Annotated in this window: 20 protein-coding genes; 7 read left to right on the top strand and 13 right to left on the bottom strand. The window is 61.3% G+C overall.

The window, feature by feature from the left end:
- The first annotated feature begins 99 nt into the window (after nt 1–99).
- Nucleotides 100–651, top strand: coding sequence for a PadR family transcriptional regulator (locus I6E73_RS05630; protein ID WP_197123748.1), 552 nt, complete (start codon nt 100–102; stop codon nt 649–651).
- A complete protein-coding gene (locus I6E73_RS05625; protein ID WP_197123746.1) occupies nt 648–1085 on the top strand; it encodes a hypothetical protein in 438 nt (145 codons plus the stop codon). Before I6E73_RS05630 ends, I6E73_RS05625 begins: the two co-directional genes overlap by 4 nt.
- A 3-nt stretch (nt 1086–1088) precedes the next feature.
- Here the strand turns inward: I6E73_RS05625 and I6E73_RS05620 are convergent, their stop codons facing one another.
- From I6E73_RS05620 to I6E73_RS05600, 5 genes are all read right to left on the bottom strand, one after another.
- Entirely contained in the window at nt 1089–2042 is a 954-nt protein-coding gene (locus tag I6E73_RS05620; RefSeq protein WP_197123744.1) for an NAD(P)/FAD-dependent oxidoreductase, read from the bottom strand.
- Nucleotides 2039–3529 carry a glutamate--tRNA ligase gene (gene gltX, locus I6E73_RS05615; RefSeq protein WP_374189158.1) on the bottom strand — a complete coding sequence of 497 codons (1491 nt, stop codon included), beginning with the start codon at nt 3527–3529 and terminating at the stop codon, nt 2039–2041. Before gltX ends, I6E73_RS05620 begins: the two co-directional genes overlap by 4 nt.
- Before the next feature lie 76 nt (nt 3530–3605).
- Nucleotides 3606–4376, bottom strand: coding sequence for a fumarylacetoacetate hydrolase family protein (locus I6E73_RS05610; RefSeq protein ID WP_197123739.1), 771 nt, complete (start codon nt 4374–4376; stop codon nt 3606–3608).
- Complete coding sequence (locus tag I6E73_RS05605) at nt 4373–5479, bottom strand: branched-chain amino acid aminotransferase (RefSeq protein WP_197123738.1); 1107 nt, start codon at nt 5477–5479, stop codon at nt 4373–4375. Before I6E73_RS05605 ends, I6E73_RS05610 begins: the two co-directional genes overlap by 4 nt.
- A gap of 39 nt (nt 5480–5518) precedes the next feature.
- A complete protein-coding gene (locus tag I6E73_RS05600; RefSeq protein ID WP_197123736.1) occupies nt 5519–6565 on the bottom strand; it encodes a 3-isopropylmalate dehydrogenase in 1047 nt (348 codons plus the stop codon).
- A 133-nt stretch (nt 6566–6698) separates the two neighbouring features.
- On the opposite strand from I6E73_RS05600, the gene I6E73_RS05595 reads away from it, so the two are divergent.
- Nucleotides 6699–6956, top strand: a complete 258-nt coding sequence (locus tag I6E73_RS05595; protein WP_197106139.1) for a DUF6458 family protein — start codon at nt 6699–6701, stop codon at nt 6954–6956.
- Nucleotides 6957–7049: 93 nt separating this feature from the next.
- On the opposite strand, the gene serA is transcribed toward I6E73_RS05595, so the two are convergent.
- Nucleotides 7050–8642: a phosphoglycerate dehydrogenase gene (gene serA, locus I6E73_RS05590; protein ID WP_197106140.1), complete on the bottom strand. Its 1593-nt coding sequence runs from the start codon at nt 8640–8642 to the stop codon at nt 7050–7052.
- A gap of 135 nt (nt 8643–8777) precedes the next feature.
- Here serA and I6E73_RS05585 point away from each other — a divergent pair, with 135 nt between their 5' ends.
- The 3 genes from I6E73_RS05585 to I6E73_RS05575 all read left to right on the top strand — a co-directional run bounded on the left by I6E73_RS05585 (nt 8778) and on the right by I6E73_RS05575 (nt 10655).
- Nucleotides 8778–9167 (top strand): DoxX family membrane protein, encoded by a 390-nt coding sequence (locus I6E73_RS05585; RefSeq protein ID WP_197123734.1) that lies wholly within the window; start codon nt 8778–8780, stop codon nt 9165–9167.
- 62 nt (nt 9168–9229) lie between these two features.
- Nucleotides 9230–9751, top strand: a complete 522-nt coding sequence (locus I6E73_RS05580) for an META domain-containing protein (protein ID WP_197123731.1) — start codon at nt 9230–9232, stop codon at nt 9749–9751.
- Between the two features lie 115 nt (nt 9752–9866).
- A complete protein-coding gene (locus I6E73_RS05575) occupies nt 9867–10655 on the top strand; it encodes a HesA/MoeB/ThiF family protein (protein WP_197123729.1) in 789 nt (262 codons plus the stop codon).
- Between the two features lie 9 nt (nt 10656–10664).
- Here I6E73_RS05575 and I6E73_RS05570 read toward each other — a convergent pair whose 3' ends face one another.
- On the bottom strand, nt 10665–11384 hold the full coding sequence (locus tag I6E73_RS05570; RefSeq protein WP_197123727.1) for a Pr6Pr family membrane protein: 720 nt from the start codon (nt 11382–11384) through the stop codon (nt 10665–10667).
- A gap of 46 nt (nt 11385–11430) precedes the next feature.
- Between I6E73_RS05570 and I6E73_RS05565 the strand changes: the two genes are divergently transcribed.
- Nucleotides 11431–12195 (top strand): DUF1353 domain-containing protein, encoded by a 765-nt coding sequence (locus I6E73_RS05565; RefSeq protein ID WP_197123725.1) that lies wholly within the window; start codon nt 11431–11433, stop codon nt 12193–12195.
- A gap of 107 nt (nt 12196–12302) precedes the next feature.
- On the opposite strand, the gene ilvC is transcribed toward I6E73_RS05565, so the two are convergent.
- From ilvC to otsA, 6 genes are read right to left on the bottom strand one after another with little or no spacing between them, the layout of a single operon-like run.
- Complete coding sequence (gene ilvC, locus I6E73_RS05560) at nt 12303–13328, bottom strand: ketol-acid reductoisomerase (RefSeq protein ID WP_197106146.1); 1026 nt, start codon at nt 13326–13328, stop codon at nt 12303–12305.
- 29 nt (nt 13329–13357) lie between these two features.
- Entirely contained in the window at nt 13358–13864 is a 507-nt protein-coding gene (ilvN, locus tag I6E73_RS05555) for an acetolactate synthase small subunit (RefSeq protein WP_197106147.1), read from the bottom strand.
- A gap of 4 nt (nt 13865–13868) precedes the next feature.
- A complete protein-coding gene (locus tag I6E73_RS05550; protein WP_197109633.1) occupies nt 13869–15653 on the bottom strand; it encodes an acetolactate synthase large subunit in 1785 nt (594 codons plus the stop codon).
- 34 nt (nt 15654–15687) lie between these two features.
- Nucleotides 15688–17391, bottom strand: a complete 1704-nt coding sequence (gene ilvD, locus I6E73_RS05545; RefSeq protein ID WP_197123723.1) for a dihydroxy-acid dehydratase — start codon at nt 17389–17391, stop codon at nt 15688–15690.
- Between the two features lie 27 nt (nt 17392–17418).
- Nucleotides 17419–18216 (bottom strand): trehalose-phosphatase, encoded by a 798-nt coding sequence (otsB, locus tag I6E73_RS05540; RefSeq protein WP_307784233.1) that lies wholly within the window; start codon nt 18214–18216, stop codon nt 17419–17421.
- Nucleotides 18213–19727, bottom strand: coding sequence for an alpha,alpha-trehalose-phosphate synthase (UDP-forming) (gene otsA, locus I6E73_RS05535; protein WP_197123713.1), 1515 nt, complete (start codon nt 19725–19727; stop codon nt 18213–18215). Before otsA ends, otsB begins: the two co-directional genes overlap by 4 nt.
- Nucleotides 19728–19884 lie beyond the last annotated feature (157 nt).

Raw genomic sequence — 19884 nt, 5'->3', positions numbered from 1 at the left:
GATTCAGCCGTAGCCGAACCGATTTACTACTTTAGCGCATCTTTAGAGCGTTGTGGTTCACTCCTTGACGTGATATAGGACTTGTCCTATATTCAGAACATGTCCCTCCTCCACGCCGTGCTTGGCTTCGTCGCGATTCAGCCGATGACTGGCTACGAACTCGGCAAGGCGTTCTCGACCACCGCCGCACACTTTTGGCCCGCAGATCAGTCGCAGCTCTACCGCACCCTCCACCGCGCCGAGGCCGACGGCCTCGTTGAAAGCACCACCGTCGAGCAGGCAACACGACCCGACCGCCGCTTGTACACACTGCTCGAACCTGGCCGTGAAGCACTGGAGGCGTGGCTGGCCTCACCCCTCGAACCAGACACCTCCCGCGAACCTTTTCTGCTTCGGCTATTTTTCGCCGCCTCGCTCGGCACTGCGGGCGTGATCGAGCTGCTCGATCAACGTCGCTCCTCTGCTGTCGAACTGCTCACTACGCTCGACTCACTCTCAGCGAGCGCACCCCCACAACTCTCGAAAGCCACGCTCGCCGCTCAGCTGCAATACGGCACGCTCGAATCGGGGCGCGCCCACGCGCGCGCCGAGATCACCTGGCTCGATGAACTTCGCTCCCAACTCGCCGACCACAAGGAGTCCGCCCGATGAATAAGATCACCAGCCCCATCCCCCGCGCCGCGCGCATCGGCGCCACCATCGCCGCCGTGCTCTTCACGCTCGTCGCGCTCTTCCAACTCGCCGTCGTTCTCGGAGCTCCCCTCGGCGAATACACGCAAGGCGGGGCGAACAAAGGCACGCTCCCCGCCCAGAGTCGCATCTTCGCCGGCGTCTCTACTGCCCTCGTTCTCGTGATGGCGGCAGCGATCCTCGCCCGCACCGAACGCGGCCCTCTCAGGCTCGCCCCACGCCGACTCATTACGGTGCTCGCGTGGTTCACCACCGCCTATGCGGGCGTGGGCGTCATCCTGAACCTCATCACCCCCAGCGCCGTCGAACGAGCAGTCTGGGCCCCCATCACCGCGGTGATGTTCGCCGCGTGCCTCGTCACCATGCTGAAGACGCGGGGCCGGGCAGCGGAGTAATTCTTAGAGCAAGTCGCGGTTGATGACCGCGGCAACCTCGGCGCCGTCACCGGCGGCAACGATGAGCTGCTGGGGGCCGGGCGGGGTGGCGTCTCCGATCGCATAGGCTCCCGCCGTGCTGGTGCGGCCGGCAGCGTCCACGACGATCAGCCCCTCCGCGTCGAGTGCGAGTTGCAAGCCCGCCGCAAAGTCGAGCGCGGTCTCATAGTCGGGGCGCACAAAGGCGGCCTCGCGCGCAATAGTTTCGCCGTCGGCCAGCACAACGCCGGTCAGGCCATCACGGTCGCCCGCGACATCCGCCACTTCACGACGATCCACTGGGATGCCGCGCTCGGCGAGCATCGCCTCGTCAGCCTCACTCACGTGGCCTAAGCCCTGCGTGAAGACAATCAGGTCGCGGCTCCACTGCGAGAGCAACAGCGCTCGCTCCGCCAGGTCATCCGTGTGCCCAATGAGCGCAATGGGCTTATCCGCATACTCGTAGCCGTCACATTCCATGCACGAGTGGATGCTCGTGCCATAGAACGCGCGCAGCAGCGGCAACTTCGGCAGCACTTCGCGCAACCCCGTCGCGATGAGCACGGTGCGGGTCGTGACCGCTCCCCCGCGATGCGTGACGGTGAAGCCGGCACCGATAGCCGCAGAGGCGCCGCCTGCAGCATCAGCAGCACCCAGCCCGCCAACAGCACCGAGCGGCTCGATGCCCTCGACAATCGTGCGCTCGAACGCCACGTTCGGATACTGCTCCAGCTCCTCACGGCCCAACTTGCGAAGCTCGAGAGGAGAAATACCATCGCGGCTCAAAAAGCCGTGAGAGTGGAACGTCGCCGAGTTGCGGGGGCGATTGCTGTCGAGCACGAGAGTGCGTCGACGCGCCCGCGCCAGGTTCAGGGCAGCGCTGAGTCCGGCCGGTCCGCCGCCGACAATGACAACATCCCAGTCGAACTGCTCACTCATAGTTGGGCGCGCAACGCCTTCAGGCGAACCAGCGTGGACTCTTTGCCCAGCAGCTCCATTGACTCGAATAGCGGCGGGCTGATGCGGCGACCAGCGATCGCACTACGCAACGGACCAAACGCAAGACGCGGCTTCATTTCCTTCACGTCAATAAGTTCGGCGCGCAGGGCCGCTTCGATTGCATCGTGCGTCCACTCGTCAAGATCCGTGAGCACCGCAATTGATGCATCCAGAACTTCGGGGCCCTCGGACTTCGGCATAGCATCGGCGTCAACCGTGAGCTCAGCATCCGGAGTGAACAAGAACTGCAACAGCGCCGGCGCATCGCCCAGCAACTGCATGCGTTCCTGTACGAGCGGTGCGGCAGCTGTCAGCGTCGCGAGCTCAGCCTCCGTCGGCTCCGCCGAAATCACGTCAGCAGCAACGAGATACGGCACCAGACGGCCCGCAAACTCTTCTGCCGACAGCAGACGGATGTGGTCGCCATTCAGCGACTCCGCCTTCTTCACGTCGAAACGGGCCGGGCTCGGCGTAACATTCTCCACGTCGAACGCCGCAATCATTTCTTCCGCCGAGAAGACGTCGCGGTCAGGAGCAAGCGACCAGCCAAGAAGCGACAGGTAGTTGAGCAGACCCTCGGGGATGAACCCGCGGTCACGGTGGTGGAAGAGGCTCGCCTCCGGGTCACGCTTGGAGAGCTTCTTGTTGCCCTCGCCCATCACGTAAGGAAGGTGGCCGAAGCGCGGGATGGCATCCGTGAGGCCGATCTCGATGAGCGCCGTGTAGAGAGCGATCTGGCGCGGGGTGCTCGAGAGCAGGTCTTCACCGCGCAGCACGTGCGTGATACCCATGAGCGCGTCATCCACCGGGTTCACGAACGTATACAGCGGAGCACCGTTCGGGCGCACCACCACGAAGTCAGAGAACGAACCGGCGGGGAACGTGATGTCGCCCCGAACGAGGTCGTCAAAGCTCAAGTCGGAGTCCGGAACGCGCAAACGCAGCGCCGGCTTGCGGCCCTCTTCTTTGAATGCGGTGATCTGCTCAGCGGTGAGGTCACGCTCAAAGTTGTCGTAGCCCTGCTTGGGGTCGCGACCGTTGGCCACGTTGCGGGCCTCGATCTCTTCGCCCGTCGCAAATGACTCGTAGAGGTGACCGGACGCCTTCAGCTTCTCGATGACCTCGAGGTAGATATCGGTGCGCTGCGACTGGCGGTAGGGCTCATTCGGGCCACCCGTCTCGACGCCTTCGTCCCAGTCAAGCCCCAACCAGCGCATGGCGTCGAGAAGCTGCAGATAGCTCTCTTCGCTATCGCGAGCGGCATCCGTATCTTCAATACGGAACACCATCTTGCCGCCGGTGTGACGCGCATAAGCCCAGTTGAACAGGGCAGTGCGGATCAGCCCAACGTGGGGCGTACCGGTAGGTGACGGACAAAACCGAACGCGAACGTCGGAAGCGGTTGCAGTAGAAAATGGCGCAGACATTGCCACCATTCTATGCGAGACGAGCCTGCGTGGCAGAGGCTGCCGAAAGCAGCCTCTGCACCCAGAATTGTGCGCTCTAGCGCGAAGCTCGGCGCACCGGGTTGCTCAGCGTGCCGATGCCCTCGATCGTGATGTCGACAGTGTCGCCGTGCACGAGCGGGCCAACGCCAGCCGGCGTGCCCGTGAGAATAATGTCGCCAGGCAACAGCGTGAATGCCGCCGATGCATAAGCGATCTGCGCAGCAACAGAATGAATCATCTGGTCGACGGTTCCGTCTTGCTTGAGGTCACCATTCACCGTGGTGCGGATGCTCTGCGAACCCACCACGAATTCGGTCTCGATCACGGGCCCGAGCGGGCAGAACGTGTCGAAGCCCTTAGCGCGTGACCACTGGCCATCCTTCTTCTGAAGGTCGCGAGCGGTGACATCGTTGGCAATCGTGTAGCCAAAGATGACGCTCTCAAAGTCGGCCTCGGCCACGTTCTTAGCGATGCTGCCGATGATCACGGCAAGCTCACCCTCGAACGCAACTTCTTCCGACTGCGTAGGCAGCATGATCGCATCGCCGGGGCCCACGACAGACGTGTTCGGCTTGATGAACATCATGGGAGCATCCGGAACCTCGTTGCCGAGTTCCTTGGCGTGCTCGGCATAGTTGCGACCGAACGCCACAACCTTCGAGCGCGGGATGACCGGCGCCAACAGCTTGATGTCCGAGAGCGGCAAACGCTCCTCGGTGGGCTCAAAGCCGTTGAACATCGGGTCACCGGTAAGCACAACAATGTCGTCGCCATCGATGATCCCGTAGCGGGCGCCTTGGCCAGCACTGAAACGAGCTACCTTCATGCGTCGAGCCTCATCATCCAGCCGTGCTTGTCTTCGCGACGGCCATATTGGATGTCGGTGAGCTCTTCGCGCAGCGACATCGTCAGTTCACCGGCCGGCGCATCCGCCGCCCCAAATTCAACGCCATCACCCTTGAGCAGAGCGATCGGCGTGATAACCGCAGCGGTACCGCACGCAAACATTTCGGTGATGTCGCCAGACTCAACACCCTCGCGCCATTCTTCGAGCGTGACGCGGCGGCGCTCTACCTTGTGGCCGCGGTCTTCAGCAAGCTGAAGCACCGAGTCGCGCGTGATGCCCTCGAGAATCGAGTCGGAGTGCGGCGTGATGAGCGTTCCGTCTTTCTTGACGAGAACAACGTTCATGCCGCCAAGTTCTTCGATGTACTTGCCCTCTTCGGCATCCAAGAACAGAACCTGGGCGCACCCCTGCTCTGCCGCTTCTTGCTGCGCGATGAGCGACGAGGCGTAGTTGCCGCCCGTCTTGGCCGCACCCGTTCCACCCTTGCCTGCGCGCGTGAAGTTCGTGGAAATCCAGATCGACACGGGAGCGACGCCACCGGTGAAGTAGGCGCCAGCAGGGCTCGCGATCACGTAATAGTTGACCTTCTTGGCCGCGCGCACACCGAGGAATGCCTCTTTCGCGAACATGAAGGGGCGCAAGTAAAGGCTCGTCTCCGGAGCGCTCGGCACCCAGTCAGCATCAACCGCGATGAGCTGCTTGAGCGAGTCGATGAAGGCGGGAATAGGCAACTCGGGCAGCGCCATGCGGCGTGCGGAACGCTGCAACCGCGCACCGTTCGCCTCAGGGCGGAACGACCAGATGGAACCGTCTTCGTGCCGGAATGCCTTGAGGCCTTCGAAAATCTCTTGACCGTAGTGCAAGACCGCCGCAGAGGGATCGAGCTGGATGGGGCCATACGGCTGCACGCGCGGCCGGTGCCACCCGCCCATCTCTGACCAACACACGTCGACCATGTGGTCGGTGAAGTTCACGCCGAAGCCGGGGTTAGCCAGAATCGCGTCGCGCTCTTCGACCGAGCGAGGTTCTTGGTTCTTCTTCACCATGAAAGTGAGAGGGCGATCAGCCAGCAGATTCTTCATCAAATGTCCTTAATGACGTACAGCCATAATGGCGGTGGGTTAATTCTGCGCTACAGCGTCGGCAATTGCACTGCCAATCTCAGACGTGGACCGTGCCGTGTCGCCACGGGTGCTGAGATCGGCTTCAACGGCCGCAGTGACGCGGGCCGCGGCATCCGATTCGCCGAACTGTGACAGCAGCAATGCAATCGACAGGATCGCCGCCGTGGGATCAGCGAGTTGTTTGCCCGCAATGTCGGGCGCTGAGCCATGAACCGGCTCGAACATGGAGGGGAATTCCCCGCTCGGGTTCAAGTTGCCGGAGGCGGCCAAACCAATGCCGCCGCTGATGGCTGCTGCGAGGTCTGTGAGGATGTCGCCGAAAAGGTTGTCGGTGACGATAACGTCAAATCTACTCGGATTTGTGACCATGTAAATCGTCGCCGCGTCGACATGCATGTAGTCGACCTCAACCTCGGGGAACTCTGCCGCAACCCGGTCGACCGTCGTCTGCCACAAACCGCCCGCGTGCACGAGCACGTTGGTCTTGTGCACGAGCGTGACCTTCTTGCGGTCGCGCCCCATTGCGTGAGCAAAAGCGAAGCGAACAACGCGCTCGACACCGAACGCTGTATTGATCGACACCTCGGTCGCAATCTCGTGCGGAGTGCCGACACGGATGCGCCCACCATTGCCGACGTAGGGGCCCTCGGTGCCCTCCCGCACAACGACAAAGTCGACGGCGCCCGGATTGGCCAGCGGCGACGTGACACCGGGGAAGATCGTGGTGGGGCGCAGGTTTACGTGGTGATCGAGCGCGAACCGCAACTTGAGCAGCAGACCTCGTTCGATGATGCCGCCCGTGAGGCGAGGATCGCGCGGGTCTCCCCCGACAGCCCCCAGCAGGATCGCGTCGTGCTTCGCGAGCTCTGTGATGTCGGAGTCTTCGAGAATAGTGCCCGACTCGAGGTAGTGGCTGGCTCCGAAGGGGAACTCGGTGGGGGCGACATCCACCCCCGTTGCTTTCAGAACCTTGAGGGCCTCGGCCACAACTTCGGGCCCAATACCATCACCGGGAATGACTGCAAGCTTGATCTGAGAAGGCATGTAAATACAGTACCGCTGCGGGGCAACTCCCGGCGTCGAGGCAGCAGCTTTGGAGGGCCGGATGCGGGCTCGCTATGCCTTTCCTGAACGTAACCTGATTGCGCGCTGGATCAGGCGCGCTAAAATTGGGCTCATGAGTATTGGAACCGGAATTGTCCTTGTCGTGATCGGCGCGATTCTTACTTTCGCGCTCGATTTCCAAGTCGAAGGCGTCAACATCGACCTCATCGGCTACATCCTGATGGCAGCGGGAGCTGTAACTTTCATCATCGGGCTTGTACTAATGATGCGTAAGCGCACCTCTGTTACCACCGTGCACAACGGAACAGACGGCGCGAATGGCTCGGTCAGCGAGCGCCGCACCACCACAACCCCCGACGAAACCATCTAACGACCACCACGTTCAACACACACAAAAGGCGCGTCCCGACAGTCGGGGCGCGCCTTGTGTGTTGCTCACACCACGAGGGCGCGAACGAAGTGACTAAGCGTCGACGATGTCGATCGCGTGCACGTAGCGAGCGTCAATGCGCTCGGCAACGGTGGCGAGAACATCAGCGGATGCCTGCGAGTCAACCGTGAGCACGGAGAGTGCGTTGCCGCCTTCGCTTTCGCGCGCGATCTGCATGCCAGCGATGTTGATGTTGGCCTCGCCGAATTCCTTGCCGAAGACGGCGACGATTCCGGTGCGGTCTTCGTACATCATCACAATGAGGTGATCCGCGAGCGGAACCTCGATGTCGTAGCCGTTGATCTCGACGATCTTCTCGAGCTGCTTGTTACCGACCAGGGTTCCCGAAACAGAAACCTGCGAGCCGTCAGCAAGCGAACCACGAATGGTCAGCAGGTTGCGGTATTCGGAGCTCACGACATCCGTAATCAAACGAACCGTGAGGCCACGCTGCTCGGCAAGAACCGGAGCGTTGACGTAGCTGACCGTCTCGGAGACAACGTTCGTGAAGATGCCCTTCAGAGCAGCAAGCTTGAGTACGTTGACATCGAATTCGACGATCTCGCCGCGAACCTCAATATCGACACTGGTGAGCGGGCTGTCGGACAGACCAGAGAAGACCTGGCCAAGCTTTTCCATGAGCGGGATGCCGGGGCGCACGCTCTGGTCGATAACGCCACCAGCAACGTTCACGGCGTCAGGCACCAGCTCGCCACCGAGGGCGAGTCGAACCGACTTGGCTACCGAAACGCCAGCTTTCTCTTGCGCTTCAGAAGTCGAAGCACCCAGGTGAGGGGTGACAATGACGTTCTCGAGCGAGAGCAGCGGCGACCCCGTGGGCGGCTCGCTGACGAACACGTCAAGACCGGCGCCGGCAATGCGACGCGACTTGAGTGCCGTGTAGAGAGCGTCTTCGTCGATGAGGCCACCACGGGCCACGTTCACGATGTACGCGCTCGACTTCATGCGAGCAAACTGCTCAGTCGAGATCATGCCCGTGGTCTCAGGAGTCTTGGGCATGTGGATGGTAATGAAGTCCGAACGCTCCAACAGCTCGTCGAGCGAGACGAGCGTGACACCCATCTGCTGCGCGCGAGCGGCCGTGACGTAGGGGTCATACGCGATGATGCTGGTGCCGAAGGCCTGCATCCGCTCAGTAATGAGACCACCGATACGGCCGAGGCCGATGATGCCGATCGTCTTCTCAAAGAGTTCGGTACCCGAGTACTGCGAGCGCTTCCACTGCCCCTGCGCGAGAGCGCTGGAGGCAGCCGGAATGTGACGCGCGAGGCTCAAGATGTGCCCGACGGTCAGCTCGGCAGCCGAGATGATGTTGGAAGTAGGGGCGTTCACAACCATGACACCGGCAGCGGTAGCCGCCTTGATGTCCACGTTGTCGAGGCCAACACCGGCGCGCGCGATGACCTTCAGGCCAGGCGCGGCAGCGAGAGCATCGGCATCCATTTGGGTTGCTGAACGGATGAGAACGGCCTGCGCATCAGAGAGCGCAGACTTCAACGCGTCACGGTCAGTGCCGTCAACGTTTCGAATCTCAAAGTCGGGCCCGAGGGCGTCAACTGTTGCGGGGGAAAGTTCTTCAGCGATCACAACGATCGGCTTAGCCACAGATCTGATCCTTCAATTCGCGGGGACTTCGCGCTAACACAACGAAGGCTGCTTGAGTAGACAACTACTGCAACTTTAGCGGCGACGGGAAGCCCTCGTTGCCATGTGACAACTCAGTGCGACGATAGAGCCATCATGGATGCCGTTGAGATCGCCCAGTGGGCGTTGCGAATTGCCCTCGCGCTGGCTTTTATCGCGATGGGCGTTAGCCACTTTGTGGCCGCCCCTGCCCGCACGATGCGAGCCATGATCCCACCAGCACTGCGCCAGAAGTGGATGCCCTCCCCCAGCGCCCTCGTAACCATCACCGGACTCTGTGAGATCGCTGGCGGTCTGGGGCTTTTGTGGGAACCGGTGCGATTAATCACCGGAATCGCTCTTGTACTGTTTCTGATTGCCGTGTTCCCGGCCAATGCCTATGCGGCCGAGCATCCGGATCGCTTTGGCAAAGCAGCCCTACCGTTCTGGCCACGGTACTTCGGGCAGCTGGGGCTCATCGTGCTGGTCGTGCTCGCCGCGCTGTAAAAGTTTCGGGCACGGCACAACGAAACCGGGCACCCCTTCGTCTACCTAGGTAGGAGGAAACAATGATCAAGAAATCAGTGTTCGCAAGAGTCATCCCGCTGCTCGCTGTTAGCGTGCTCGCCCTAGCAGCGTGCGCTGGCCCCGCAACGCCGATCGGCTCTGACGAACCCCCCATCGATAGCGGCCCCGGCCTGGGCGTGGAAGAAACTCCGGGCGACGCGATTCCCATCGAAGGCATCGACGGCACCTGGATCTATGCGGACGGCAGCGACCCCTCGGGCGCACTAACCCTCGACGAGGCGGTGACCGTGACGCTCACCATCGCCGGAATCGAAATCGCCGGCGAATCGGCCTGCAACAACTACAACGCCACCTTCACAGGCGAACCGAGCGACCTCACCGTTGGCCCCGTCGCTTCGACTAAACGTGCCTGCACTGACAACGCCCTCATGGACTTCGAGTCGCGCTACTTTGCTGCGCTCGCCGCAACGACAACAGCCATCCCCACTGGTGGCAGCCTCGTGTTGCAGGGCAACGGCGTGAATCTCAACTTCTTGCCGTCGTCATCATCTCCGTTGGGCTAAAACTCACCCCTAACGGGCTAGGTGCACGTTCCCAGAACCCCCAGTTCACGGGCAGAGCGGTGCGCCGTTGCCATTTTCTCGGCTGCTTTCAGGATCGCGGTGGAACAATCAATTTATGGATCAGCGGTTTAGCCGCCAGCTCGCGCTAACCCACTTTGGCGAGACGGCGCAAAAGAATTTGGCGCGCTCTCGCGTGCTCGTGATTGGCGCAGGTGGCGTCGGCAGCACGGTCATTCCGTCGCTCGCTGCGGCCGGCGTCGGAACCGTTGGCGTCATTGATGATGACCGTGTTGAGCTCAGCAACTTGCACCGCCAACACATCCACCGGCTCTTGGATGTCGGCTACAAAAAGGTTGTGTCTGCTGTTGAGCGGGTGGCTGATCTCAGCCCCGCAACAACCGTTATTGCGATCGATGCCAAGTTGACTCCGCACAACGCTCTTGAGCTGTTTGCGGACTACGACCTTGTGGTCGATGGCAGCGACAACTATGCCACTCACTACCTTGCCGCGGATGCCGCGGAGATTACCGGCATCCCGCTCGTGTGGGGTGTTGCCTGCGAGTTCTGGGCTCAGGCCGGCGTTTCGTGGCCTGCGCGCGGCGCGGGGTTCCGCGACCTCTACCCGCTGCCACCCGAGACCGCGACGGTAGACACCAACGTGATGCATGGCATCTTCCCCGGCGCCGTGAGCGTGGTGGCCTCCATCGTGACGAGCGAGGCGATCAAGATCGCAGCTCAGATCGGCACAACACTGCTCAACCGAGCCACAAACTACGACGCTCTCGCTGGCGAATTCTCCACTGAGCCGTTCGAGCGCGCGGCCGACGCGGCACCTATTACTGAACTCGCGGACTACCGCCACCTCTTCGCCTACTCCCCGGTTGACGAGTGGCCGACTAGCTAACGCTCTGGGCTACCGGTTTGCAGTGACGCGATCACTGATCGCCCAGCGCGCCCACTGAGCCCGACTGATCGCAATTAGCCCCACCGCGATCGCGATGATAAACGCGGCGATCCCGAGCACGTAGACGAGCACTCCACCCCAGCCGTCGGGGCCATTGGGCTCCAAGAAGGGGTACGGAAACCAGCCGTCGAGCAACCCGCGCACGATCGTGAAGGCCAACCACGCAACCGGGTAGATGACGACAATGCGCACGTCGCGCATCCGCAACACTGGTCGTGACGGCGAGAACAGCCAGTCGAGCAGCAAGAACAGCGGCACCCACACGTGAATGACTTCGTTGGGCCACTGAATTCCCACGTACCCTTCGTCGGGCAGCCCGCGCAGCAGCACGTTGTAGACGACGGCGGTCACGACCGCATAGGAGACGACGGATGCCCGAAGCACGCCCAATAGGCTCGACTCGGGTCTCCGGCGCACGGCCACCAGCCCGCTCAGCGCAAGAATCACGACGTTGATCAGGCTCGACTGGATCGTGAAGTAGCTGTAGTACTCCACGGCCACGAAGTCATTGTGAATCGACTCGTCGATCACCTGGGTGGCGATACTTGCGAGAACCAGCGCCGCCGCGATGAGCCGCAGCACACCGACGAGCCGCAGCACTTTCGGCGGGCCGCCAACGAAGGCGAAGTCGCGGGATCGGGGGAACTTGCGCTGCACATTCGTCGTCACTCCGACAGACTAGTCTGCAGACGCCAGTCCGACAGAGGAGTTCAGCATGCCGTTCACCGATTGCCACGGGAATGAACTGCGCAGCCTGCCTCTGATCTACCGACTGGATCGCGATTTTCAGGTCGCGGAGCCGTTTTGTTGGCAAGACCCTCGCCCTGGCGGCGGCGTTATCGAAGTGCCTGCACACGACCCCGCTCTGCCACCCACGGAAGGCAACAGCACAGACTTCGCCTCCGTGCCGCCGTTTCTCTGGGGCCTCATTGCCAGTTATGGCAAACAGACGCTCGCCGCGATTCTGCACGACCACCTCACGCACCAAACCCGGCTCGCTCCCGCCGACGACCGTCTCGCGCTCCGTCGGGTAGCTGATGAAACATTCCGGGTAGCCCTCGCTGATAGTGGGGTTCACCAATTGCGTGCCCGCGTCATGTGGGCTGCAGTCGGCATCGAACGGTACGTTCACCATGGCGGTGTGCTCGGCTGGCTCATCGTCGCTCAACTCGCGCTTGGAATCGCGGCGCTCGTTGCTGCGGTCGCGCTGGGCGTTGCCGTGCATCCACTCTGGTTGTTGCTCGCCGCAGCCCCCGCTGCACTCGCCGTTGTCTGGGGCAAGGACGCCAATCTCATGCTCGCGTCAACCTACCTGGGTGCGCTCTACGCTCCCCTAGTCGCCGCCGCCTTCATTGGCTCACGGCTCGAACAGCTCTTGGCATTCATCATCTGGGTTGCCTCGGGAACACCCGGCCCCATACCCAAGGCCGAGCCGACCCTGCGCTGGCCCGACCACGGCACGACGCTTCCACCCGCCTGATCGCTCTGCTGATCCCCACGGAAATTCCGCCATCGGTACGCCGCAGCGTTAAACGACCAACGGCCGCCCCGCAGATGCGGAACGGCCGGTGGTGTGACTGGCGAAATTTAGCGTGCTGCTGAACCGTCGGTGTAGTCGGAGTCTTGCTGCTTCCAAGCGAAGAGAGCGCGAAGCTCCTTGCCGGTTGCTTCGATGGGGTGGTTCTGGCCCTTTTCACGCAGGGCGAGGAACTCGGCTCCGCCAGCATCCTGGTCCTTGATGAAGCGGTCGGCGAAGGCACCCGACTGGATGTCTGCGAGAACAGCCTTCATGTTTTCCTTGACCGATTCGTCGATGACGCGGGGGCCCGAAACGTAGTCGCCGTATTCAGCGGTGTCAGAAACGCTCCAACGCTGCTTAGCGATGCCGCCCTCCCACATGAGGTCAACGATGAGCTTGAGCTCGTGGAGTACCTCGAAGTAGGCGATTTGCGGCTGGTAGCCAGCCTCGATGAGGGTTTCGAAGCCGTACTGAACGAGCTGCGAGGTTCCACCACAAAGAACAGCCTGCTCACCGAACAGGTCGGTCTCAGTCTCTTCGGTGAATGTGGTCTTGATGCCACCGGCGCGAAGTCCACCGATTGCCTTGGAGTACGACCAGGCCATGTCCCAAGCGGTACCGGTGGCGTCGTTCTCAACAGCAACGATGACGGGAACGCCACGGCCTGCTTCGTACTCGCGGCGAACGGTGTGACCCGGTCCCTTGGGAGCAACGAGGATGACGTCGACGTCAGCAGGGGCGTCGATGTAGCCGAAACGGATGTTGAAGCCGTGTCCGAAGACGAGGGTGTCGCCCGCAACAAGGTTGTCCTTGATGTCGGCGGCATAGAGGCCACGCTGGTGCTGGTCGGGAGCGAGGATGACAACAACGTCAGCCCACTTGGCTGCTTCGGCGCTGGTGAGCACGTCAAAGCCGGCGTCGGTTGCCTTCTGGATGCTCTTCGAGCCCTCCTTGAGGCCAATCTTGACCTGAACGCCTGAGTCGCGCAGGTTCAGCGCGTGGGCGTGGCCCTGCGAGCCATAACCAATAACGGCAACCTTCTTGCTCTGGATGAGGGCGAGGTCAGCGTCTTTGTCGTAAAAGATCTCGGTCACAGTAGTGATTCTCCTTTGTTGTTGTTCTGTTAGTTCTTGAAAACTCGGTCGGTGATGCTCTTCGAACCGCGGCCCATGGCCAGCAGTCCGCTCTGAGCAATTTCTTTGATCCCGTAGGGCTCGAGCACTCGGAGGAATGCTTGAATTTTGCCCGAGTCCCCCGTGGTTTCGATGATGAGCGCATCGGATGCGACATCGACCACACGGGCACGGAACAGGTTTACCGCTTCGAGAATTTGTGAGCGCGTCGTGTTGTCTACACGCACCTTGATGAGCAAGTGCTCGCGGGTTACCGACTGGTCAGGGTCGAGTTCCACGATCTTGATCACGTTGATGAGCTTGTTGAGCTGCTTCGTGACTTGCTCGAGGGGAAGCTCGTCGACATCCACCACAACGGTGATGCGCGAGAGTCCTTCGATTTCGCTCGAGCCAACAGCCAGCGACTGGATGTTGAACCCGCGACGGGCAAAAAGCCCAGCGACGCGAGTGAGCAGACCTGGTTTGTCTTCTACCAGCAGGGAAAGTACGTGACCCATCGCTCTACTCCTCTTCCCACTCGGGGGCATGATCGCGGGCATATTGCACGCTTGAGTTTCCGACGCCCTGCGGCACCATCGGCCACACCATCGCGTCACGACTGACGACGAAGTCGATCACCACGGGGCGATCGTTCGTGTCGAGCGCAAGTTGGATGGCTGCGTCGATTTCTTCCTTCTTTGTGACACGGATGGCGAGGCACCCGTAGGCATCCGCCAGCTTCACGAAGTCCGGAATCATCACCGTGTCGTGCCCGGTGTTGAGGTCGGTGAAGGAGTGGCGTCCGTCATAGAACAGCGTCTGCCACTGACGAACCATGCCGAGGCTCGAGTTGTTGATGATCGCGACCTTGATCGGAATCTTATTGATCGTGCAGGTGGCAAGCTCTTGGTTGGTCATCTGGAAGCATCCATCACCATCGATCGCCCACACGGGACGATCGGGGTTCGCTACCTTCGCGCCCATGGCAGCGGGCACGCCGTAACCCATCGTTCCGGCACCACCAGAGTTGAGCCACGAGTTGGGGCGTTCATGCTTGATGAACTGTGCAGACCACATCTGGTGCTGGCCAACACCGGCGGCGAAAATGCCTTCCGGCCCGGTGATTTCACCGATGCGCTGGATCACATATTGCGGCGACAGCAGACCGTCGTCAGGTTCGGTGAACCCAAGCGGGAACTGGTTGCGAAGCGAGTTGAGTCGCTCCCACCACGCGGTGTAGTCAGGCTTCGTCGACACGCTCGCGTCAGTAAACGCTGCCGTGAGGTCGATGATGACGTCTTTTGCATCGCCAACGATAGGAACCTCGGCCGCGCGAATCTTGCCGATCTCAGCCGGGTCGATATCAACGTGAATAACCTTCGCGAGAGGCGCGAACTCACTCGGCTTGCCCGTGACGCGGTCGTCGAAACGAGCGCCGAGCGAGATAAGGAGATCGGACTCTTGGATGGCGAGAACAGCGGGCACAGAGCCGTGCATTCCCGGCATCCCGAGGTTCAATTCGTTGGAGTCGGGGAACGCACCGCGAGCCATCAAAGTGGTGACGATGGGCGCACCCACGAGGGTTGCCAGCTCAAGCAGCTCTGCAGAAGCGCCGGAGCGAACAACGCCGCCACCGACATAGAACACGGGGCGCTCGGCCTCGGCCAGCATCTGCGCTGCGGCCTGAACCTGCTTGCCGTGCGCCTTCATAACCGGGCGGTAGCCGGGCAGGTCAACCTTCGGCGGCCAAATGAACGGGGCGGATGCTTGCTGGCAGTCCTTCGTGACATCAACGAGCACCGGACCAGGGCGGCCCGTTGTCGCAATGTGGTACGCCGCCGCGATGGTTGCCGGAATGTCTTCCGGCTTCGTGACGAGGAAGGAGTGCTTCGTGATCGGCATCGTGATTCCCGAGATGTCGACCTCTTGGAACGCGTCGGTTCCCATCGAGGTCGAAAACACCTGGCCGGTGATCGCCAGCATCGGCACGGAGTCCATGTGGGCATCCGCGATTGCCGTGACAAGGTTCGTTGCTCCCGGACCCGACGTCGCAATGCAGACACCGAGCTTTCCGGATGACGAGGCGTAGCCCTCAGCAGCGTGACCAGCACCCTGCTCGTGGCGAACCAGAATGTGACGGATAGCAGTGGATGCCATGAGTTCGTCGTAGAAGGGCATGATGGCGCCGCCGGGCAAGCCGAAAACGTCTTTCACGCCCAGCTTTTCCAGACTGCGCAGAATGGCACCTGAACCGGTCAAGATGTCCGGTGTCGTGCTCTTCGGCCGCGGTGCGGGTTCAGAGGACATGTGTAAATCCTTTTAGTTGAATGGTGAGCTGGCGCTAACTGGTGACCGCACCGCGAGCGGCGGATTGCACAAGCTTCGAATACTTGGCAAGAACGCCTCGCGTGTAACGCGGAGGGAGAGGGGCCCAGCCTTTTCGGCGGGCTTCGAGCTCAGCGGAGTCGACAAGTAAGTCGAGCGAGCGAGCTGCGATATTGACCCGTATCAGATCACCATCGCGCACGAAGGCAATAGGACCTGCGTCTACTGCTTCGGGAGCTATGTGGCCGATGCACAGCCCGGTTGTGCCGCCTGAGAATCGTCCGTCCGTCAAGAGTAGTACATCTTTACCGAGTCCAGCACCCTTGATGGCTGCAGTGATCGCGAGCATCTCGCGCATACCCGGTCCACCCTTGGGGCCTTCATAGCGGATGACGACAACCGAACCAGCCTCGATCGTGCCAGCGGTGAGAGCATCCAGAGCTTCACGCTCGCGTTCGAAGACCCGTGCGGGGCCCTCAAACTCTGAGAGGTCGAAGCCGGCCGTCTTGACGACAGCACCCTCGGGAGCCAACGAACCCTTGAGGATCGTGAGGCCACCGGTGGGGTGAATCGGGTTATCGAAGGTGCGCAACACCTTGCCGTCGAGAGGATCAATGTCCATCTCGGCGAGGTTCTCGGCAACGGTCTTGCCGGTCACGGTGAGAGCGTCTCCGTGAAGGAGGCCCTCCTCGAGGAGCGCCTTCATGAGCACGGGAAGTCCGCCGTGACGGTCGACGTCGTTCATGACGTACTGGCCGAACGGCTTGAGGTCGGCAAGGTGCGGGACCTTGTCACCGATGCGGTTGAAGTCGTCGAGCGTGAGCTCAACTTCGGCCTCACTGGCGATCGCCAGAATGTGCAGCACAACGTTGGTGGAACCACCGAGAGCCATGGCAACGGTGATGGCGTTTTCGAACGCCTTCTTCGTCATGATGTCGCGCGAGGTGATGCCCTTGCGCAGCAAGTTGACGACGGCTTCGCCCGAACGGTGCGCGAAGTAGTCGCGACGACGGTCAGCGGATGCGGGGCTTGCTGAGCCGGGAAGGCTCATTCCCAGCGCTTCCGCGACGCTCGCCATCGTGTTGGCGGTGTACATACCGCCACAAGCACCCTCGCCAGGAGCGAAGGCACACTCGATGCGCTTGGCGTCAGCCTCGCTCATCCGGCCCGCTTTCACGGCGCCGACGGCCTCAAAGGAGTCAATGATCGTGATGTCTTTTTCGGTGCCGTCGCTGAGCTTGACCCAGCCCGGAGCGATCGAGCCGGCGTACAGGAAGACGGACGCGAGGTTGAGGCGTGCCGCAGCCATCAGCATTCCGGGCAGCGACTTATCGCAACCCGCGAGCGTGACAGAGCCATCCAGGCGCTCGGCCTCCATGACTACCTCAACGGAGTCAGCAATGACCTCGCGGCTCACGAGCGAGAAGTGCATTCCCTCGTGGCCCATCGAGATGCCGTCAGAGACACTGATCGTGCCGAACTGCAGTGGGTATCCCCCTGCAGCATGAACGCCTTCCTTGGCGCCCTGAGCAAGACGGTCGAGCGAGAGGTTGCACGGCGTGATCTCGTTCCACGAGCTTGCAATACCAATTTGGGGCTTATCCCAGTCGGCATCACCCATGCCGACAGCGCGAAGCATTCCGCGCGATGTAGTGGCTTCAATCCCGTCGGTGACTGTGCGGGAACGTGGTTTGATATCGATCGAATCACTCTCAGACATGCTTCGAGTTTAGGGCGTACCGCTACATCAGTTTGCGCGCGCCGATACCACGGCGTGACGCTTGTCGGCCAATACAGCCAAAAGTTGTGCGATTTCGGCTGTTCCGGCCACCCGCAGCCGGGCAACGGATGGCGCATCGCCGACGCGCACTCCGAGGTCATCTGGCCCGAGAACCACCAGCGCATCCTCGTCAGTCGTGTCATCACCGGCAAAGAAGACGGCATCCGCCCCCACGTAGTCCCGCAGGCGCGTAATGGCATCGCCCTTGTTGGCATCGTGGATAGCAAACTCGATAATGTTCTTGCCGAAGCGAGTGGTGAGGCCCGGGATCTCTGCTTCGACCCGCGCCACCGACTCGGCCGTGAGCCGTTCCGCGTCTTCTGCCGACGTCATCCGAACGTGTACAGCCCGCCCGGCTGGCTTGATTTCCACCCACGCGCCCTCAGCGCTATCGGCCAACTCGTGCGTAAGCGCATCAAGGCGCTCAAGAGCGGCCGTGTTCTCTGCGCTCATCGGCAAGTGCGAGTCGCCCTCGTCGAGGCGGTACTCCAACCCGTGCGAGCCACCGAACAGCACGCGATCGCCCAGATGCGCGACGTGCTCGAGGCTGTCGAGCGCGCGACCAGAAACGAGAGCCAAGCGGGTGTCGGCGAGGTCGAGCATCCGCACCAACTGCTCTTGGGCAGCCGGGATGGCGCGTGAATCCAGCGGGTCATCGACTTCTGGTGCCAAAGTGCCGTCAAAGTCGAGAGCAATCAGGAGTGTTTGCGCCGAAACGAGTTGGTCAATGGCCGCCTCTATTTCGGAGGCAGTCGAGTAGTTCACGGGCGTTTCACTCGCTTTCGTTCGATGGTCCACTCGACCTCTTCGGCCATTTCGAGTGGGGCAATGCGGCGGTGACGATCCGAGCGCGTCGCCGCCAAGTTCTTCAAAAACGCATTCGACCAGCGCTCCACATCGTGTTCGAGCACACGCTTGCGCATGGAACGCATCCGCAGTGCTCGATCAGCCTTGGGCATAGTGATGGCCTTCATCATCGCGTCTTTCAAACCGTCGATGTCATGCGGATTAACAAGGAGTGCCTTGCGAAGCTCTTCTGACGCTCCCGCAAATTCGCTCAGAATGAGCACACCATCGTTATCGAATCTGGCCGCAACGTACTCCTTGGCCACCAGGTTCATGCCATCACGAAGCGCCGTCACAAGCAGCACGTCTGCGGCGAGATACAGCGCAACCATCTCTTCGCGAGGGAAACCCTGATGCAAATAGTTGATGGGTGCATGGCTCAGCGTGCTGAATTCACCGTTGATGCGGCCAACGGTTAGCTCAATCTCGTCGCGCAGGTGCATGTAGGCCTCAACGCGTTCACGACTCGGGCTCGCGACTTGAATGAGCGCAACATCGCCCACCTCGATCGATCCATCGCGCAACAGTTCGCCATAGGCCTTCAGGCGGTGACGGATGCCCTTGGTGTAGTCGAGACGGTCAACACCGAACATCACCGTCTTCGGGTTGCCGAGCCCCTTGCGAATGTCGCGAGCACGTTGCTGAATCGCGGGGTCGCGCGCCAGTTGTTCAAAGCTGCGCGAATCAATGGAAATCGGGAACGCTTTCGCGACAACACGACGAGTCGGCTGCCCCTCAATCGTGACCTCAATGGCCGGATTCTTGGTCGGGTGATTAGTGAGACGCCGAACGGCGGATGAGAAGTTCGAGGCATCAGACGAGCGTTGGAAGCCGACAACATCGGCTCCGAGCATGCCCTCGATGATCTGGGTGCGCCACGGGAGCTGCGCGAAAATTCCGTAGGGCGGGAACGGGATGTGATTGAAGAAACCGATCGTCAGATCGGGACGCATCTCGCGCAGCATGCGCGGCACGAGCTGAAGTTGGTAGTCCTGAACCCACACGACAGCACCTTCGGCACTGTTGGCGGCTGCGGCATCCGCGAATCGCTTATTGACAGTGACGTAGTCGTCCCACCACTCGCGGTGATAGGCCGGTGGTGCAATCACGTCGTGGTAAAGCGGCCAGAGAGTGTCGTTGCTAAAGCCCTCGTAATACTCCTCAATATCTTGGGAGCTCAGAGGCACGGGAATGATTTGGATGCCGTCTTGATGGAACGGTTCGATCTCAAGATCGGGGCGACCAGCCCACCCCACCCAGGCGCCGTCAGCCTTCTGCATGATCGGCTCGAGAGCCGTAACGAGACCACCTGGAGAACGCTTCCAGCTCAGTGACCCATCCTCTTCGACAGTGCAATCCACTGGAAGTCGGTTCGAAACGACAACGAAGTCGTACTCGGACGGGGAAGTATCATTCTTGGCTTCCATCATGTAGTTACGTTACCAGCGAGGCTTGGAGAGTGGCGGGAGATGACGTTTCCGAACCAATTCTTTCTTGTGACAAAACTGAGACACATTCCGCCGCGGCCCGGATGCTGGCCCCCGCTAGGCTCCTTCTTGCCCGCGGCTCCGCGGGTGCGCGCGTCCA

It is taken from the genome of Salinibacterium sp. SWN248 (genome assembly GCF_015864575.1).
Lineage (GTDB): Bacteria > Actinomycetota > Actinomycetes > Actinomycetales > Microbacteriaceae > Rhodoglobus.
This window is presented reverse-complemented; position numbering and strand designations above follow the sequence as displayed.

Coding starts and splice junctions, on each gene's coding strand:
- I6E73_RS05605 (WP_197123738.1), bottom strand. CDS start 5,479: ATGAAGAATCTGCTGGCTGATCGCCCTCTCACTTTCATGGTGAAGAAG.
- gltX (WP_374189158.1), bottom strand. CDS start 3,529: ATGTCTGCGCCATTTTCTACTGCAACCGCTTCCGACGTTCGCGTTCGG.
- I6E73_RS05565 (WP_197123725.1), top strand. CDS start 11,431: ATGCCGTTCACCGATTGCCACGGGAATGAACTGCGCAGCCTGCCTCTG.
- I6E73_RS05600 (WP_197123736.1), bottom strand. CDS start 6,565: ATGCCTTCTCAGATCAAGCTTGCAGTCATTCCCGGTGATGGTATTGGG.
- I6E73_RS05620 (WP_197123744.1), bottom strand. CDS start 2,042: ATGAGTGAGCAGTTCGACTGGGATGTTGTCATTGTCGGCGGCGGACCG.
- I6E73_RS05585 (WP_197123734.1), top strand. CDS start 8,778: ATGGATGCCGTTGAGATCGCCCAGTGGGCGTTGCGAATTGCCCTCGCG.
- I6E73_RS05630 (WP_197123748.1), top strand. CDS start 100: ATGTCCCTCCTCCACGCCGTGCTTGGCTTCGTCGCGATTCAGCCGATG.
- I6E73_RS05610 (WP_197123739.1), bottom strand. CDS start 4,376: ATGAAGGTAGCTCGTTTCAGTGCTGGCCAAGGCGCCCGCTACGGGATC.
- otsA (WP_197123713.1), bottom strand. CDS start 19,727: ATGATGGAAGCCAAGAATGATACTTCCCCGTCCGAGTACGACTTCGTT.
- ilvD (WP_197123723.1), bottom strand. CDS start 17,391: ATGTCTGAGAGTGATTCGATCGATATCAAACCACGTTCCCGCACAGTC.
- I6E73_RS05595 (WP_197106139.1), top strand. CDS start 6,699: ATGAGTATTGGAACCGGAATTGTCCTTGTCGTGATCGGCGCGATTCTT.
- I6E73_RS05550 (WP_197109633.1), bottom strand. CDS start 15,653: ATGTCCTCTGAACCCGCACCGCGGCCGAAGAGCACGACACCGGACATC.
- I6E73_RS05575 (WP_197123729.1), top strand. CDS start 9,867: ATGGATCAGCGGTTTAGCCGCCAGCTCGCGCTAACCCACTTTGGCGAG.
- I6E73_RS05580 (WP_197123731.1), top strand. CDS start 9,230: ATGATCAAGAAATCAGTGTTCGCAAGAGTCATCCCGCTGCTCGCTGTT.
- I6E73_RS05625 (WP_197123746.1), top strand. CDS start 648: ATGAATAAGATCACCAGCCCCATCCCCCGCGCCGCGCGCATCGGCGCC.
- ilvN (WP_197106147.1), bottom strand. CDS start 13,864: ATGGGTCACGTACTTTCCCTGCTGGTAGAAGACAAACCAGGTCTGCTC.